Raw genomic sequence first — 14790 nt, 5'->3', positions numbered from 1 at the left:
CCGCCGAGTACCCAGGAGCGGGTGGGTCACCCCGCGCTAGGGCTGCTCGGACTCCTCGGCGAGCGCGGACTCCCTGGCGCGTTCTGCCTCCTTGGCCAGCTCCGGCAGCAGGCCGCACATCGCCTCTTGCTGGTCCGGGCCCATGACGTGGGTCAGCGCCCGGGTGACCGTCGAGGCGAGGCTGCCGGAGGCCTCCTCCAGGAGGCGGCGGGCCTTGTCGGTGAGGGCGACCTCGATGCCCCGCTTGTCGCCGCAGACCGACTTGCGGGTGACCAGCCCGGCGTGCTGGAGACAGGCGATCTGATACGTGAGCCGGGTCTTGGGGCGGCCGAGGAGTTCCGCGATCCGCGTCATGCGCAGACCCGTCCTCGGCTGCTCGGCGAGCAGGCACAGGATCAGGAACTCGTCGTGCGAGACGTCGAGGCGCTCCTTCACGACCGACCGCAGTTCCTGCTCCACCGCCCCCACTGCCCCCAGCATCACCATCCAGGCACGCAGTTCCCCGGGCAGCAGTCCGCCACCCTGCGCGGACGGGCATTCGGGCAGGTCGGTGGGGTGCTCCTCTGGGTCGGCCATGGTGTTGAGTCTACCTGTTGTTCAAATTTGGACTGGAGGGTTGTCCAGATTTGGATAATGGTCTACGGTCATAGTCATCCAAATTTGAAGTACTTGCGTCCCTCGAATCCCCCGGATCCCTCGGACTTCCGCTCAACGCTCACCGATACTGGAGAAGATCATGACCGTCGCCGTCGAAACCGGTGTCTGGCAGCTCGACGCCGCCGCTTCCACCGTCGCCCTGCGCCACAAGACGATGTGGGGCCTCGTCACCGTCAAGGGCACCTTCGGCGCCGTGGGGGGACAGGGCGAGGTGCAGCCCGACGGCTCCGCCACCGGCACCCTGACCCTGGACGCCGCCACCCTCGACACCAAGAACAAGAAGCGGGACGAGCACCTGCGCTCGGGCGACTTCTTCGACACCGCGAACCACCCCGAGATCACCTTCGCCGTCCGCAGTGCGAAGGCCGGTGCCGGCGACACCGTCGAGGTCTCCGGTCAGCTGACCGTGCGCGGCATCAGCCGTCCGCAGACCCTCACCGCGCGCCTGGCCGGCGCGGACGACGACGCGCTCACGCTCGACACGGAGTTCACCGTGGACCGCGGCGAGTTCGGCCTGGGCTGGAACCAGCTGGGCATGATCCGTGGCCTGACCACGGTCGCCGCCACGCTCCGCTTCGTGCGTACGGCGGCCTGACGCCTCTCAGCCGAACCGGCCGGCCCGCCCGCCGGTACCGCCCACCCACAGGTGGAGGTCCGTGCTGGACAGCGTCTGCGGTGTGGGCGTGAAGGCCCGCAGCCGAAGCCGGGCATGCGGCCCCGGCAGGGTGTACTTCCCGTGGTCCGGCGGTCGGATCACATAGTCGGCCGAGGCGTGCGCGGGCAGGGTGGCCGGTCCCTTCAGGACCGTCCAGTACTGGCTCAGGCCCTGGCCGACGGTGAGCATGAAGTGCGGTTCCAGGGCGCTGCCGTCCGTGTTGGTGACCCGCAGGGTCAGCCGACTGAGGACGTTCGCGTCCGCCGCCGTCCGGCGCACGGAGGCGATCTCCATCCTGAGCGGCGGCTTCCCGGTGACCGCCACGACGGCGCTCACCAGCGCCGGGGCGACCAGCAGCGTGGCCGCCGCGACCAGCGCCGGACGCCGGTGGGGGCCGGTCAGCAGACGCGGACGCGGCTGCCAGGCCCGCGCGAACTCGGACGGCGGCGCGGTGATGGCGGTCGCCAGCCACAGCGGCGTCATCATCAGGTAGTAGCCGTCCTGGGACCGGGTCGCCAGAAAGAAGGCGCACCAGGGCAGGACGGTCGCCGCCGGCCCCAGCCGGCGCATGAACAGGATCAGCAGACCGAGCAGGGCCGCGGCCAGCAGCATGCTCGCGTGCCCGTACCAGTCGACCCGGTCGCTGCCGTTCGTGTAGTACAGGGACACACCCACGATGCCCTGCCCGTGCAGCGTCGCCCCCTGGGTCAGCGGCAGCGCGATGCCACCGATCCAGGTGCCCGGCTCGCTCACGACGAAGTACGTGTCGATCAGCAGCCACACGGTCGCGGCGACCCCGGCGATCCGCGCCACCACCAGCGCCGCGGCCCGTCCGCCCAGCTCACCGCGGCGCACCGCGTAGATGCCCGCCAGCAGGAACGGCGTCAGGAACCAGGGCAGTTGCTGTGTGGCACACGCGGCACCCAGACATGCGGCCCGCGCCACACCGGCCGCCCCGAGCCGTCCGCCCTGTCCGATCCGCGGCCAGCGCACCACCACCGGGATCAGCAGGGCCAGCGCGGTGATCGCCGGGTAGCCCTCACGGCCGTAGGTCGGCAGGAACCCGAAGCCGAGGCACGCCATGGTGGCCGCCGACCGCCACTGCACCGGCAGCATCCGCCACAGCACGACGGTGCCCAGGATCAGCGCGCCCGTGCTCACCGCCGTCGCCGGGGCGCCGCCGTGGCCGATCCACAGCAGGGGGGCGGTCAGCAGCGGGGCGAGCGGGGGATAGCCGTAGGTGTAGTCGTAGCCGCCGTCGAAGGTCGTGGTGAGGGCGATGCCCCTCTGGAAGAGCCATGGCCACGCATGCCCGTAGACGGGGTGGCCGGCGACCAGCTCCTTGGCGGCCTGGGTGGTCAACACCGCCTCGTCCGAGCCGCCGTGGTTCATGGCCCACGCGCACAGGGCGAGGACCACGGCGGTCACCAGCACGACCGCGTCCAGCCGTGCGAGCGAGCGGGTCCGGCGCACCACGAGCGCCAGCACCCCGCACACCAGGATCGAGGCGTAACACAGCGAGATGACGGCGGCCACGGCCGGCCGGTGACTGGCCGCCTGCGCCCACACCGTGCGGGTGCCGATGAACAGGCTGACGTTCGCCAGCGAAGTCAGTACGCGATGCCATTGCGCGGGGGGTTCCGGTGCGGCGGACACCGCCGACTGCGTCCGCCGGCCGGGCGTCACCGGCTGGGTTTCTGCCAAGTGCACGTCAGGGGACGCTAGCCGCACGCGGTGAGCAGTACGTGGCCGGAGGTGAAGAGTCCGGTGTGAGGCGGGTAAGAAGCCTTGTTCGGGCAGGAACCGGACCATATCTGGCCGCTGCTGGTCGCCGCCGAAACGGTTGTGACGGTCGCGGACCGTGTCGCTGTTGGGCCGAACGGGTGACTTGGCGTAAGAATTGGCTGGTGCAGGCAATGAGTGCGAGTCAGTTCGAGGGGGAGCCGGTGAACAGCCACGACGTCACCGATGAGCAGTGGGAAGGGCTCGCCCAGGTTGTGCCGCTGCGGGGACGCGACGCCTGGCCGTCCGCGGTGGACCATCGCGCGCACCCGGAGGCGGTGACGGAGGCCCGTCGCCGTTTCGTGGTCCTCAGGGTCAATGTCTTCGCCGACGCCCGCGAGGTCGCCGAGACCCTGATGGCGGGCATACCCGTCCTGCTCGACCTGAGCGGTGCGGACAGCGACGTGGCCAAGCGCGTCCTCGACTTCAGCACCGGAGTCGTCTTCGGCCTCGGGAGCGGCATGCACCGCGTCGACCGCAACGTCTTCCTGCTGGCCCCGGAGGACACCGAGGTCACCGACCTGGTGGAGAGCGCCGGAGCGTCCGGCTCCTGACCCCGGTCCCCCGATCGTAGGAAGCTCCCGACGCCGTAACGGTTCACCTTCCGGGCAAAGCCCTACGGTCCCGACATGACCGTGTCATCCGTGTCGCCCGAGGCGACCGCTACCTCGTCCCCGCTCCGTACCGTCGCGGACCGCCCGCGCCCGGACCGGCCCTGTGTCACCGAGCTGCGCCTGTCCGCCTTCGCCGGGCACCGGCGGGCCGGGTTCGCGCTCGGGCCGGTCACCCTCTTCGCCGGGGGCAGCGGCTGCGGGAAGACGAGTGCGCTGCGGGCGTACGAGGCGCTGGCCCGGCTCGGCGGTGGTGCCGACGTCGGGGAGGTGTTCCCCGACGCGGCCGACTGTGTGCCGCAGCGGGCGCGGCCCGATGCGCAGCGGCGGCGCGGGTTCCGTATCGGCTGTACGGCCGACGGGCCCGAGGGGCCGGTCCGGCTCGACGTCGCCGTGCAGGCCGAGCCCGAACTGCGCATCGTGGGCGAGCGGTTGACCGCGGGCGGTCTGGTGCTCCTGGAGACCGCCCTGCGCGACCCCTCCCGCCGCACCGTGCAGGCCGCCTGGCACACCGCGGGTTCGGCGCCCGTGACGCGGGCGCCGCTGCCCGACGACCGGCTCGGCACCGCGCTGCTGCCGCTGCGCGTGGCCGGCAAGACAGACGGACAGCGCCGGGTGCTCGCCGCCGCGGAGCAGATGGTCGTCGCTCTGCGGTCCGTCTTCGCCTGCGATCCGCACCCCGCCCGTATGCGCGCGCCCGCCCTGCTCGGCTCCGGTCTGCTCCTCGGCGGCTGCGACAACCTCGCCGACGTCCTGTGGCGCACCCGCGCCGAGTGCGGACGCCGGCACGCACAGCTCGTCGAGGTGGTGCGCGCCGGATGCGCGGGGCCGGTGGCCGACGTGCTCGCCGAGCCGCTGGGTGACGGCACCGTGCAGGCACTGCTCGACCGCGGCGACGGTTTCCGGACAGCTCTGCGGCGCCTGGGCGAGGGCGAGTTGAGATACCTCGCCCTCGCGCTGGTCCTGCTGACCGGGCCGGGCGTCCTGGAGGTGGACGCCGCCGGGGAGGTGCCCGCGGCCATGCAGACCCTCACCGTCCTCGCCGACGGCTTCGACCGCTCGCTCGACCCACGGCAGCGACGGGAACTGCTGCGGCTGGCCCTGCGGACGGTCGGCCGCGGCCACATCCGTCTCGTGGCCGCGGTCAGCGACGCCTCATGGGTCGCCGGGGTGGCCGGGCCGGATCCCGTCACGGTGGTACACCTGGAGCCGTGACCGATCCTCTCGACGTGGCGAAACTGCAGCGCAGGCTGGCCGACTTCGCCGCCGCCCGCAACTGGCAGCCCTACCACACCCCCAAGAACCTCGTCGCCGCGCTCAGCGTCGAGGCCTCCGAACTGGTCGAGATCTTCCAGTGGTTGACGCCGGAGGAGTCGGCCCGGGTCATGGACGACCCGGACACCGCGCACCGGGTGACGGACGAAGTCGCGGACGTGCTCGCCTACCTGCTGCAGCTGTGCGACGTACTCGACATCGACCCGCTCGCGGCGCTCGACGCGAAGATCGACCGCAACGAACGGCGGTTCCCGGCGCCGTAGTCGGTCGGGGGAGATGCCGGGAGTGGTTCAGTCCACTTTCACTCTCCGGAGTCAAAAACCAGCCTGAAATCGATTTGTTGTCCACAGATTTCGGTCTTCCTCTGGCTTTTCGTCCCGCACGCCCTCACTCTGGGTAGTGGACAGCGGAGTTCGGGCGGACGTGCGGGCAGCGCGTCCAGACAGACGGGGGCAGCGGCATGGACGCTGTGCGGCTCATCGTGACGAGCAGACGTGCCCTTGCAGGGAGCGGCGGCGCTCCGGAGACCATGACCGAGGTGTGGCAGGCGCAGGCCCTGGCACAGGCGATAGGCAGCCGCCTCGCGGTCTCCGGCCCACCCGAACTGCGCGGCGAGGCACTGGGGTTGACGGAGCTGGCGGGCCGCGGCTGCGGTGTCCTCGACACCCCGCACCTCGCCACCGAGGACCTGCGCGCGGCCCAGCTCACCGACCTGGGCGACGCCCGCCAGGCCCTGCTCTGTCTCGGCGGCCTCCTGGGCGAGGTGGGCATCGCGCTGGTGGGACTCGCCTGCGCCGCGGACGACGAGAGCACCTACTGGCAGTGCATGGAGGCCATCGACGCGGCGGACGAGTCCAGGGACCGGGTGCGGGAGATGCTGCGCAGACTCGCGGACCGGGAGGAGGCCTTACCCGAGAGGGAGGCGGGTTAGAACAGGCCCCAGGGGCCCGGTCTCAGCCGGCCTCGCTCTCCTCCACACCCCGCCCCGCGGACTGCAGATCCGCGTCCAGCGCCGACAGATCCGCGTTCAGCGCCGCCATCAGCTCCTCCATCTGCTGCAGCAGGCCCTTCGGCCGGCTGGTGCCCCCGCCCTGCTGCGGCACGGACTCTTCGGACATGACGGCCTCCTCGGCCCCAGGCCCCCGCGGGGAGGCCGATCGGGTGTCGTCCCGGCGACGGCCGCCGGCGCGGGTGCCGGGCGGTCCGGCTCCGCACGAGCCAACGACCACCACCAGAACCGGTCACTGGCCCAGGGTTGCCCCCAGCCGGGCGACCACGGATTTTCACCCGACCGTGGACGGGAGTGCCCGGAGGGACCGGTGGGGTTGACCGGCACCCTGGCGTGCAGGATGGAGGTATGGATCTTCGCATCTTCACCGAGCCCCAGCAGGGGGCCTCCTACGACACACTGCTCGCGGTGGCCAAGGCCACCGAGGACCTGGGTTTTGACGCCTTCTTCCGCTCCGACCACTATCTGCGCATGGGCTCCGTGGACGGCCTGCCCGGCCCCACCGACGCCTGGATCACCCTCGCCGGACTGGCCCGCGAGACCAAGCGCATCCGCCTGGGCACCCTCATGACCGCCGGCACCTTCCGCCTGCCCGGCGTGCTCGCCATCCAGGTCGCGCAGGTCGACCAGATGTCCGGCGGCCGCGTCGAACTCGGCCTCGGCGCCGGCTGGTTCGAGGAGGAGCACAAGGCGTACGGCATCCCGTTCCCGAAGGAGAAGATCGGCCGGCTGGAGGAGCAGCTCGAGATCGTCACCGGCCTGTGGCAGACCAAGGTCGGCGACACCTTCGACTTCCACGGCAAGTACTACGACCTCACCGACTCGCCCGCGCTGCCCAAGCCCGCCCAGGACAAGATCCCGGTCCTGATCGGCGGCCACGGCGCGACCCGCACCCCGCGGCTGGCCGCCCGGTACGCCGACGAGTTCAACATGCCGTTCGCCTCGATCGAGGACAGTGAGCGCCAGTTCGCCCGGGTGCGCGCCGCCGCCGAGGAGACCGGCCGGCGGCCCGAGGACCTCGTCTACTCCAACGCCCTGGTCGTCTGCGTCGGCAAGGACGACCAGGAGGTGGCCCGCCGGGCCGCCGCGATCGGCCGCGAGGTCGACGAACTGAAGACGAACGGCCTGGCGGGCACCCCGGCCGAGGTCGTCGAGAAGATCGGCCGCTATGCGGAGATCGGCGCCCGTCGCGTCTACCTCCAGGTCCTCGACCTGGACGACCTGGACCACCTGGAGCTGATCTCGTCCCGGGTACAGGCACAACTGTCGTAGCCGCCCGGCCCTCCGCCCCGGCCTCAGGGTCGGGGCGGTTCCATTTCCGGACGCGTCTTGATTGCTTACACCGCCCGTAAGGAAAAATTGCTCCGACGCAATTCAGGGCCTTCTGGGCCGTAATGTAACGGGCGAGTTGCGGAAATGCGGGATTGAGTTGCCGATGCCGCACTCTCCCGCCCGTTCCGGTTTTTCTTCCGCATTCCCAGGGTCCTTTGACAAGCCGGTGTGCCGGTTTCTATTCTCGGCGGGTATTCAGAGCCCCGGCGTCGTGGCTCTCGGCACTGACCTGGTCGGTGGGGGACGATGTACAGGTACTTGCCCAGTGTTCCGGAACGCTCGATCTCTCTTGTCGGGGTTCCGTCGTAGCCTGCGCGTGCGCTGTTCGGGTGTGCTTTTCCGGAAATTTTCGCGGCCCGGCCTCCCCAGTTGAACGGTGCGTCGCGCGCCGTTGAGTACAGGCCCCCGCATGCCATTCGACCCGCCGTATCGCCACGGCGTCGCGGCCACCACCCGTGGCCGTCATCCGTGCCCCACCCGTCAACGGCCACCACAACCCGGCCACCGACGCGACAGGAAGAGAAGGCATCGACATGACCACAGCCGTTTCGACCACACGGACCATCGTGGATCTGCTGCGCGACGCCGCCCGGAACCACCCGGCATCCGGGCTGCGCTACCCCCGGGGCGCGACCGACCCCGACGCGCCCTTCCAGAGCTATCCCGAACTCCTCGACGCGGCCCGCTCCGTGCTCGGTGGCCTGCGCGGACACGGTCTCGCCGTCGGGGACAAGGTCGTGCTGCTCCTTGAGAAGCCGAAGGAGTTCCTCGCCGCGTTCTGGGCCTGCCAGCTGGGCGGCTTCATACCCTGCCCGATGGCCGCGCTCGGTGGCGACCCGGAGCGCTGGGCCGCGCAGCTCGCCCATGTCGACACCCTCCTCGACCACCCGCTGATCGTCACCAGCGAGACCCTCGCCGCCGAACTCCCGCGCACCGAGGGCCTGTCGGTGGCCGCCCTGGAGCAGCTGTACGCCGAGACGCCCGACGGCACCTGCCACCAGGCCGACCCCAAGGACACCGCCGTCCTGGTGCTGACCTCCGGCTCCACCGGCAACTCCAAAGCAGTGATGCTCTCGCACGCCAACCTGCTCGCCTCCATGGCCGGCAAGAACGGCTACCACCGGCTGACCGCCGAGGACACCACCCTCAACTGGGTCTCCTTCGACCACGTCGCCGCCCTGCTGGAGTGCCACATGCTCCCGCTGTACGCCGGCAGCACCCAGCTGCACGTGGAGGCGCCCGTCATCCTCCAGGAGCCGCTGAACTTCCTGCGGATCGTCTCCCGCTTCGGCGTCACCATGACCTTCACGCCCAACTTCCTGCTGGGGCTGATCAATGCGCAGGCCGACCGGCTCGACGAGGGGGAGGGTGAGGCCCTCGACCTGTCCCGGCTGCGGCACATCATCAGCGGCGGCGAGGCCGTCGTCCGTACCACCGGCGAGACGTTCCTCAGCCGCTTCGCCGCCCATGGACTGCGCGCCGACGCCCTGTGGCCCGCCTTCGGCATGTCGGAGACCTGCGCCGGCAGCATCTACTCCAAGGAGTTCCCGGCGGCCGACCAGGGCCAGGAGTTCGCCAACCTGGGCCGGCCCGTCGAGGGTCTGCGCATCCGGATCGCCGACGAGGAGGACCACCATGAGCTGGGCGAGGGCGAGGTGGGCGAACTCCAGCTCAACGGCCCGATGATCACGGCCGGTTACTACAACAACGAGCAGGCCACCCGGGACGCCTTCACCCCCGACGGCTGGTTCCGCAGCGGCGACCTCGGTCGCATCGACGACGGCCGGCTCACCCTGGTGGGGCGCAGCAAGGACAGCATCATCGTCAATGGCGTCAACTACTTCAGCCACGACATCGAGTCGGTCCTCGAAGGCCTTGACGACGTGGCCCGCTCCTATGTCGCCGCCTTCCCCACCCGCGCCCCCGGCAGTGACACCGAGCAACTGGTCATCGCCTTCCACCCGGAGTGCGCGGCCGGCGACGAACTCGCCCTCTACCGGGTGCTGACCGCCGTCCGCAGCAGCGTCGTCATGCACTGGGGCTTCAGGCCCGCCCTCATCCTGCCCCTGCCCGAGGACGCCTTCCCCAAGACCAGCCTCGGCAAGATCCAGCGCTCCCTGATGCGCAGGCGCCTGGAGACGGGGGCGTACGACGAGATCCGGGCCGCCGTCGACGACCTGGTGCTGCGCCGGCTCGGCGGCTACAACGCGCCCGAGGGCGACACCGAGAAGGTCCTCGCCGGCATCTACGCCGAGATGTTCGACACCGACCCGGAGCGGCTGAGCGCCACCGCCAACTTCTTCGACCTCGGCGGCACCTCGCTGGACATCCTGCGGCTGCGCTCGCTGGTGGCCCGGCGCCTCGGCGCCGCCGACCTCCAGATCATCACCGTGCTGCGGTCCCCGACCGTGCGTGCCCTCGCCGCCCACCTCGACGGTGCCGCGAGCGGCGAGCAGGAGTACGACCCGATCGTGCCCATGCAGGTCAGTGGCGACAAGACACCGCTGTTCTGCGTCCACCCCGGCGTCGGCGAGGTCCTCGTCTTCGTCAACCTCGCCAAGTACTTCGTCGGCGACCGGCCCTTCTACGCCCTGCGCGCCCGCGGCTTCAACCCCGGCGAGACGCCCTTCACCAGCTTCGCCGAGATGGTCGACACCTACGTACAGGCGATCCGCGAACGCCAGCCGCACGGCCCGTACGCCGTCGCCGGATACTCCTACGGCGGTGCCGTCGCCTTCGAGATCGCCAAGGTGTTCCAGGACCAGGGCGAACGCGTCGACTTCGTCGGCAGCTTCAACCTGCCCCCGCACATCAAGTACCGCATGGACGAACTGGACTTCGTCGAGACCGCCGCCAACCTGGCCTTCTTCCTGGAGCTCATCGACAAGAAGCAGTCCCTGGAACTCCCGGACCTGCTGCGGCCGTTGACCAGGGACGAGCAGCTGGCGTACTTCATCGACCACGCGCCCGAAGACCGGCTCGCCGAACTCGACCTGACCTTCGAGAAGTTCAAGGCCTGGGCCGAACTGGCCGACAGCCTCACCGACCTGGGCCGCAGCTACGCGCCCAGCGGCAAGGTCCGCTCGATGAGCGTCTTCTACGCCATCCCGCTGCGCGGCACCAAGGAGGACTGGCTGGAGAACGAGCTGCGCCGCTGGGACGAGCACACCACCGAGGAGAACCGTTACATCGACGTACCCGGTGAGCACTACACCCTGATGGGCCCGCAGCATGTGGCGGCCTTCCAGTCCATCCTCCGCAGGGAACTCGACCGCGCCCTCGGCGACGCCTGACCCCTAACACTCTCCAGGAGAGCATCCAGTGAACGGCAAGAAGATCCTGGTCACCGGCGCGACCGGACAGGTCGCCGGACCGGTGGCCAAAGCCCTCGCCCAGGGCAACGAGGTATGGGCACTGGGCCGCTTCGGCAGCCCCGGCGCCGAGGAGGACCTCACCCGGCACGGCATCCGCACCTTCCGCTGGGACATGGACGACACCGGCGAGGGCTCCCTCAAGGGCCTGCCGGAGGACTTCACCCATGTCTTCCACTCGGCCGTCCGGCGCGGCGAGGACGGCGACTTCAACGCGGCCGTCGAGGTCAACTCGGTCGCGGCGGGCCGCCTGATGACCCACTGCCGTACCGCCGAGGCGTTCCTGTACGTCTCCACGGGCGCCCTCTACGCCCGGCAGACCCTCGACCACAAGTACACCGAGACCGACCCGCTGGACGGCAGGGCCGACTGGCTGCCCGCCTACCCCGTTGTCAAGATCGCCGCCGAGGGTACGGTCCGCGCCTTCGCCCAGACGCTCGGCCTGCCCACCGTCATCGCCCGCCTCAACATCGCCTACGGGCCCGGCGGTTACGGCGGCGTCCCGATGCTCTACTTCAAGCGGATGCTCGCCGGCGAGCCCATCCCGGTTCCCGTCGAGGGCCAGAACTGGTGCTCCCTGCTGTACACCGACGACCTCGTCGAGCAGGTCCCGCACCTGTGGAACGCGGCGAGCGTCCCGGTGACCCTGACCAACTGGGGCGGCGACGAGCCGGTCGGCATCACCGACTGCGTCCGGTATCTGGAAGAGCTCACCGGGGTGACGGCGAACCTCGTCCCGAGCGAGGTCACCCGCGAGACCTATCAGTTCGACCCCACCCTGCGCCGCTCCCTCACCGGCCCCTGCAAGGTGCCCTGGCGCGAGGGCATCCGACGGACCCTGGCCGCGCTGTATCCCGAACACCTCAAGGGGTGACACACATGACCGACAGCACCGATCCGCTGGCCCCGATCCATGCCGCCTACGCCGCCTTCGCCGCCCGGGACGTGGGCGCGCTGCTCGACGCCTTCGACCCGGACATCGAGTGGGTGCACCCCGAGGGCATGGCCGAGTACGGCCTCGGCGGCACCAAGCACGGGCACGCCGGCGTCAAGGAGTTCCTGGCGCACGTACCGACCGTGCTGGGCGGGATGAAGCTGCACCCCGAGGAGTTCGTCCGCGAGGGCGAGCGGGTGGTCGTCTTCGGCCACCGGGACATCACCTCGCTGCGCGGCCACACCGAGACCCAGCCGTTCGTCCACTCCTGGGTGCTGCGCGAGGGCCGTGCCGTGCGGATGGAGGACATCTTCGACACCGTCGCCTTCCACCGCGTCATCGAGAGCTGACGCCCCTCGACGACCTACGGCTGTCTCGGCCCCGAGGGGACCTTCGTGCAGGCGGCCTTACGCCGGCTGCTGTCGCTGGTCCCCCCCGGGGCGGCGGCCGCCTGGGAGGCCGTCGCGGCACTGGCCGCCGCCGAGCTGTACGGGTGGCAGCTGTTGGCTGGGTTGTTGGCCATAGTCGGCCAGCCCATCCCTCGTACGAGTGAACGGGTTCCCTTTCCGTGATCGTGCAGCTGCTCGGAACGCATGATCGATGGTGGCAGCTGAGTTCGCATGGGAAAGGGGTGGCCGGTGGCGCGCAAGCGTGGGAGGAAACGTGAACTGCGTGCCCTGCAAGCCCCGTTCACCGTGGCTGCGCCCTCTGGCGCCCGGATCCGGGACCGGCTGCGTCTGACGGTGGCCGACGAGAAGGTTCTGCGCCTGGCAGGGGAACACCTGGGGCGCCACCAGCGGGCCGATCTGGCCGAGCGGGTCCGGATCGGCCAGGTCCCGGCGAAGGAGCACGCGGCGGGCGGAGCGGAAGGAGAAGCTGACCGCGGTGTCCTCCTCCCGCTGGGCAGGAGCGATGACCCGGGCCAGCGAAGACCAGTACCAGCTGTCCATGCGCTGCCTGTACGACGAGCGGGCCGGGCTGCACCGGGCCATCCGCACCATCAGCCGCCGCCTGGCCGCCCCCTGCGGCAAACGCTCCAAAGACGGCGCTCGCGGCTACGCCGACCAGGGCGAGCGGGCCCAGAAACAGCGCCGGATGCAGGTGCTCAAGGCCCGGCTCGCGGCCGTGGAGAAAAAGATCGCCTCCGGGCAGCCGTCCATCACGGCCGGGGGCCGGCGCCTGGCCAGGGTCCGGCACCACCTGGCCGACGCGCAGCTCACCGAGCGCGAGTGGCACCGGCGCCGGCAGGCGGCACGGCTGTTCCTGCACGCCCACCCAGGGCGACAAGACCCGACTGGGCCAAGGTGACCAGCTCGCGCTGTTCCACGGCCCCCAAGACCGTTCGGGGGGCCACCGGACCGCGCGTCCGGATTACGGCGAGTTGGCCAGTACCGGCCAACAACCCTAGGAACGGTCCTGATGTTCCGTCAGTGACCTGCTCAGCTCCGCCGCTGCCTCCCGCACGGCCGGCAGCAGCGCCGCCACCGGCGGGGTCTGCAGGGCGCCCTCGCGCACCACGAGGGTGATGCGACGGAAGAGTTGGGGTCCCTCCAGCGTGACCCGGGCGACCGGATGGCCCGGCCGGCCGGGCACCAGGTCGGGGACGAGCGCCACGCCCCAGCCCAGCGAGACCAGCCCGAACACCGCCTGCATGTCGCCGATGTCGGAGACGATGTCGGGCACGAAACCGGCGCCGGCGCAGGCGTGCAGGGCGAGCCGGCCGAGCCGCGAGGTGCGGTCGAGCAGCCATGGTTCCCCGGCGAACTCCTCGATACGGCGCGGGCGTTCACCGGTGGCCAGCGGATGGCCGGGGGCGACGACGAGGCGGAGGCGGTCGCTGAGCACCTCCTCCTCGTACAGCCCGGGCACCCGTGGCTCGGGCACCTGCGGATAACCGGCGGCCAGCACGGCGTCCAGCCGGCCGAGCCGCACGGTCTGCCGCCCCTCGTCGGGGGCCACGCCGTGCAGGGTGATGCGCAGCCCCGGATGGTCCTGGCGCAGCCGGTTCAGAGCCGGTACCAGCAGCGCGGGCCCTTCGTGCAGGGGCACGCCCACCCGCAGCTCACCGCTGATCCGCCCGTCGCGGGCACGCAACTGAGCCTCGGCGGCCTCCAGTTGGGCCAGGATCCGGTCGGTGTGGGACACCAGCAACCGCCCGGCCGGGGTGAGTTCGGCCCGCCTGCTGCCGCGGTCCAGCAGGGCGGTGCCGGTCTCCGCCTCCAGGGCGGAGAGCTGCTGGGAGACCGCGGAACGGGTGTAGTTGAGGGCCTGCGCGGCCGCGGCGATGGATCCACGGACGCCGACCTCGCGCAGCAGTACCAGTTTCCGTACGTCCAGCACCGTCATCCTCGCTAACGCTTCAAGTTACAAACTGTCACGCCAGATTACGGGACAACGGTTTCGCCGGGACTTTCAATGGAGCTCGGCCCGACCCGGACCACGGCTCTCGGCCCGACCCGAACGACCTGATCAGACAGGGGAACTCCACCATGCCGACGCTGCTCCACCTCGACTCCAGCCCGCGCGCGGGTTCCGTCTCCCGCCAGATCTCGGGCGAGTTCGCCGAGGCCTGGCGCAAGGCCAACCCCGAGGGCACCTACGTCTACCGCGACCTGGCCGCCGACCACGTTCCGCATGTCGACGACGCGCAGATCGGGGTGATGCACCGCCTGGAGACGGAGGGCGTGCGCGACCTCGCGGTCGCCCGGGCCGCGGCGCAGACGCCCGAAGAGAAGGCGAGTTGGGCGGTGACCTGGCCGCTGATCGAGGAGCTTCTCGCCGCCGACACCATCCTGCTCGGTGTGCCGATGTACAACTTCTCGGTGCCGTCGACCTTCAAGGCGTGGTTCGACCGGGTCCTGATCGCCCCGCTGATCGCCGACCCGGCCACCGGTCAGGGCCCGCTCTCGGGCAAGAAGGTCGTCGTGGCCTCGGCGCGCGGCGGTGCCTACGGCCCCGGCACGCCCCGCCACGACAGTGACCACCAGGAGCGGTATCTCAAGGCGGCCCTCGGCATGGTCGGCCTCGCGTCCGACCTCACCTTCCTGCACGCTGAGCTGACCAAGTCGGCGCATGTGCCGCGGCTCGCCCAGTTCCAGGAGATGGCCGCCGCGTCGTACCAGGCGGCGCTGGAGGGCGCCCGTACCCACGGGGCCGCCTGAAAT

The 14790-nt window shown here is 70.8% G+C and carries 15 protein-coding genes; 11 read left to right on the top strand and 4 right to left on the bottom strand.

The window, feature by feature from the left end:
• Window positions 1–36: 36 nt before the first annotated feature.
• Window positions 37–576 carry a MarR family winged helix-turn-helix transcriptional regulator gene (locus ACWDAG_RS19070; RefSeq protein ID WP_450696755.1) on the bottom strand — a complete coding sequence of 180 codons (540 nt, stop codon included), beginning with the start codon at window positions 574–576 and terminating at the stop codon, window positions 37–39.
• A 160-nt stretch (window positions 577–736) separates the two neighbouring features.
• On the opposite strand from ACWDAG_RS19070, the gene ACWDAG_RS19065 reads away from it, so the two are divergent.
• Window positions 737–1252 (top strand): YceI family protein, encoded by a 516-nt coding sequence (locus ACWDAG_RS19065; RefSeq protein WP_450696754.1) that lies wholly within the window; start codon window positions 737–739, stop codon window positions 1250–1252.
• Between the two features lie 6 nt (window positions 1253–1258).
• Here ACWDAG_RS19065 and ACWDAG_RS19060 read toward each other — a convergent pair whose 3' ends face one another.
• The gene (locus ACWDAG_RS19060; protein ID WP_450696753.1) at window positions 1259–3022 is read right to left on the bottom strand and encodes a hypothetical protein; all 1764 of its coding nucleotides are present in this window, start codon (window positions 3020–3022) and stop codon (window positions 1259–1261) included.
• Window positions 3023–3258: 236 nt separating this feature from the next.
• On the opposite strand from ACWDAG_RS19060, the gene ACWDAG_RS19055 reads away from it, so the two are divergent.
• The 4 genes from ACWDAG_RS19055 (at window position 3259) to ACWDAG_RS19040 (ending at window position 5911) form a co-directional block, all read left to right on the top strand.
• Window positions 3259–3648, top strand: coding sequence for a cell division protein SepF (locus tag ACWDAG_RS19055; RefSeq protein ID WP_450696850.1), 390 nt, complete (start codon window positions 3259–3261; stop codon window positions 3646–3648).
• A 75-nt stretch (window positions 3649–3723) separates the two neighbouring features.
• A complete protein-coding gene (locus ACWDAG_RS19050) occupies window positions 3724–4920 on the top strand; it encodes an ATP-binding protein (RefSeq protein ID WP_450696752.1) in 1197 nt (398 codons plus the stop codon).
• The gene (locus tag ACWDAG_RS19045; protein WP_450696751.1) at window positions 4917–5243 is read left to right on the top strand and encodes a nucleotide pyrophosphohydrolase; all 327 of its coding nucleotides are present in this window, start codon (window positions 4917–4919) and stop codon (window positions 5241–5243) included. Before ACWDAG_RS19050 ends, ACWDAG_RS19045 begins: the two co-directional genes overlap by 4 nt.
• A gap of 197 nt (window positions 5244–5440) precedes the next feature.
• The gene (locus tag ACWDAG_RS19040; protein WP_450696750.1) at window positions 5441–5911 is read left to right on the top strand and encodes a DUF6099 family protein; all 471 of its coding nucleotides are present in this window, start codon (window positions 5441–5443) and stop codon (window positions 5909–5911) included.
• Between the two features lie 22 nt (window positions 5912–5933).
• On the opposite strand, the gene ACWDAG_RS19035 is transcribed toward ACWDAG_RS19040, so the two are convergent.
• Window positions 5934–6098, bottom strand: coding sequence for a hypothetical protein (locus tag ACWDAG_RS19035; protein ID WP_450696749.1), 165 nt, complete (start codon window positions 6096–6098; stop codon window positions 5934–5936).
• A gap of 239 nt (window positions 6099–6337) precedes the next feature.
• On the opposite strand from ACWDAG_RS19035, the gene ACWDAG_RS19030 reads away from it, so the two are divergent.
• The 5 genes from ACWDAG_RS19030 (at window position 6338) to ACWDAG_RS19010 (ending at window position 12934) form a co-directional block, all read left to right on the top strand.
• Window positions 6338–7261: an LLM class F420-dependent oxidoreductase gene (locus ACWDAG_RS19030; RefSeq protein WP_450696748.1), complete on the top strand. Its 924-nt coding sequence runs from the start codon at window positions 6338–6340 to the stop codon at window positions 7259–7261.
• 593 nt (window positions 7262–7854) lie between these two features.
• Window positions 7855–10614 (top strand): alpha/beta fold hydrolase, encoded by a 2760-nt coding sequence (locus ACWDAG_RS19025; protein WP_450696747.1) that lies wholly within the window; start codon window positions 7855–7857, stop codon window positions 10612–10614.
• Window positions 10615–10642: 28 nt separating this feature from the next.
• Window positions 10643–11566 (top strand): NAD-dependent epimerase/dehydratase family protein, encoded by a 924-nt coding sequence (locus ACWDAG_RS19020; RefSeq protein ID WP_450696746.1) that lies wholly within the window; start codon window positions 10643–10645, stop codon window positions 11564–11566.
• A gap of 5 nt (window positions 11567–11571) precedes the next feature.
• Entirely contained in the window at window positions 11572–11976 is a 405-nt protein-coding gene (locus ACWDAG_RS19015; RefSeq protein ID WP_450696745.1) for a nuclear transport factor 2 family protein, read from the top strand.
• A 562-nt stretch (window positions 11977–12538) separates the two neighbouring features.
• Window positions 12539–12934: a hypothetical protein gene (locus tag ACWDAG_RS19010; protein ID WP_450696744.1), complete on the top strand. Its 396-nt coding sequence runs from the start codon at window positions 12539–12541 to the stop codon at window positions 12932–12934.
• A gap of 96 nt (window positions 12935–13030) precedes the next feature.
• Here ACWDAG_RS19010 and ACWDAG_RS19005 read toward each other — a convergent pair whose 3' ends face one another.
• The gene (locus tag ACWDAG_RS19005; RefSeq protein ID WP_450696743.1) at window positions 13031–13972 is read right to left on the bottom strand and encodes a LysR family transcriptional regulator; all 942 of its coding nucleotides are present in this window, start codon (window positions 13970–13972) and stop codon (window positions 13031–13033) included.
• 143 nt (window positions 13973–14115) lie between these two features.
• On the opposite strand from ACWDAG_RS19005, the gene ACWDAG_RS19000 reads away from it, so the two are divergent.
• A complete protein-coding gene (locus tag ACWDAG_RS19000) occupies window positions 14116–14787 on the top strand; it encodes an FMN-dependent NADH-azoreductase (protein ID WP_450696742.1) in 672 nt (223 codons plus the stop codon).
• Window positions 14788–14790: the final 3 nt, after the last annotated feature.

The sequence above is a fragment of the Streptomyces sp. NPDC001157 genome (assembly GCF_053598255.1).
The sequence above is the reverse complement of the archived record's forward strand: the minus strand, read 5'-3'. Positions and strand labels throughout refer to the sequence as shown.